Source organism: Streptomyces sp. NPDC031340, from assembly GCF_055569945.1.
In genome coordinates this window covers 1-1,779 of the sequence record NZ_JBVIIE010000129.1, presented here as the reverse complement: position 1 = coordinate 1,779, position 1,779 = coordinate 1, and the positions used below count along the sequence as shown (strand labels likewise).

Genomic DNA, 1,779 nt, shown 5'->3' with positions numbered 1-1,779 from the left:
CGTTGATGCTCCTATTGCTCGTCAAGCGCTCTGAGGCAGGAGGCGCAAGGTACTTTCGTTGCATGTCACTGACTCCCGACGACGAAGTCCGCAGCCGCGACGAACTGGTCTCCTTCGTTCGAGAACTGCGTCAGGACTACCTCCGTCGGGGACACGAGTGGGAGAACCAGAGCCTCGACGGTTTCCTTGAGGCCCTTGCGGCGTGGGTGCATGACTCGCCGGGCTGGTACCAGAACGTGGGGAAGGATCTCCCTGAAGACGGGGACTGGGCCTTCCTGGCCAGAGCGCTTCAGGCCGCGACTGTCTATGAGTGAAGTGGTGTTCGCGTCGAACGGTCAGGCCGCGTGGAGCCAGTCGCGGTAGGCCTGGGCGAGGTCGTCGTCCCGGCGGATCCCGCGTTCGAGGGTGGAGACGGTGGCCGGCCAGACCCCGAAGTGACGGGCGGCCGCGGTGAGCGTGATGTTCTTGGACTGGCGCAGAGGCCGCAGGTCGGCGATGCCGGGGACGGCGACGGTGGTGGTCAGGCAGCGGAACATCTCGCGGGCGATGGCCCGTTTCAGGAGCCGGATGATCTCCTTCTTGGTCCGGCCGGCGGCGGTCTGCCGCGCCACGTATTCGCGGGTGCGGGAGTCGCTGGACATGCGGACCAGGGCGATGCGGTAGAGGGCGGCGTTGGCCGCCCGGTCGCCGCCGCGTGAGAGGCGGTGCCGGTTCGTTCTGCCGCTGGAGGCGGGGACCGGGGCGGCTCCGCAGAGGGCGGCGAAGGAAGCCTCGGTCCGCATGCGGTCGGGATTGCCGCCGGCGGTGACCAGCAGCTGGGCCGCGGTGTCGGGGCCGACTCCGTGGACAGCACGCAGGCCGGGGTTGTGGGCGGTGACCTCGCTGTCCAGAGCCCGGGTCAGGGCTTCGTGTTCGACGGTCAGCTCTCTGACACGCCGGGCGAGGCTTTTGAGCGCGGTGAGGACCGCGGTGTGGACGGCGTCCCCGCCCGGCCGCAGCCGGGCCAGGGTGTCGGTGCGCTCTGTTCCCTTCAGTCGGCCGTACTTGGCGCGGACGGCCTCGGGCGCGCTGATGAGGATGTGCCCGATCTGGTTCAGGGCGGCGGTGCGGGCCTTGACGGCGGAGCGGGCGGCGTTGTGCAGGGCGCGTATCCCGGCGACGGTGTCGTCCTTGGGCGCGCCGGAGGCCCGTCCGGACAGGGCGGCGCGAGCGGCGGCGTAGGCGTCGATGGGATCGGACTTTCCGATGCGGCGCCGTTCGGCCCGGTCGGGCCGGTTGACCTCCACCACGTGAAGGCCGGCCGAGCGGGCGGCCCGGGTGAAGCCCGCCCCGTAGGAGGCGGTGCCTTCCACGCCGATTGCAATCACGTGACCGTGCGCGGTCAGGAAGGCCAGCGCCGCGGCATAACCCGCGGCGGTGGTGGCGAACTCGGCGTCCGCGAGGTGACCGCCGTTGTCGCTGATGACCGCGACGTGAACCGTGTCGGCGTGGGAGTCGACCCCGCCGCACACGATCTCATCGGCTGTGTCCTGTGCCGTCACTGCTGCCATGCTGGTAACGCCTTCCCAGTCCGGAGGCAGGCGTCGGCCGGGTGGCGCAGACAGGACATTGAGGGGGCTTCTGACCAAGCTCCTATCAGGTCATGTTCCGCCCGGCCGAAGCCATGAGAACAAGCCCCGGCAGCCGGACAGAACAACGGGAGGACAACCCAGCAGGGCGTCAGTCAGTGCCCGAGCCACGACCACCGGAACCTGCGTACCACTATCAATGTCAGTGCCG

At 69.5% G+C, this 1,779-nt stretch carries 2 protein-coding genes; one reads left to right on the top strand and one right to left on the bottom strand.

Features of this window, described 5'->3' with window-relative positions; translation table 11 throughout:
• Positions 1-314, top strand: a 314-nt coding sequence (locus tag ACZ5GT_RS40715) for a DUF7660 family protein (protein WP_469036986.1), incomplete at its 5' end; no start/stop codon positions are given.
• A gap of 21 nt (positions 315-335) precedes the next feature.
• On the opposite strand, the gene ACZ5GT_RS40710 is transcribed toward ACZ5GT_RS40715, so the two are convergent.
• A complete protein-coding gene (locus tag ACZ5GT_RS40710; protein ID WP_469036984.1) occupies positions 336-1,550 on the bottom strand; it encodes an IS110 family RNA-guided transposase in 1,215 nt (404 codons plus the stop codon).
• Positions 1,551-1,779: the final 229 nt, after the last annotated feature.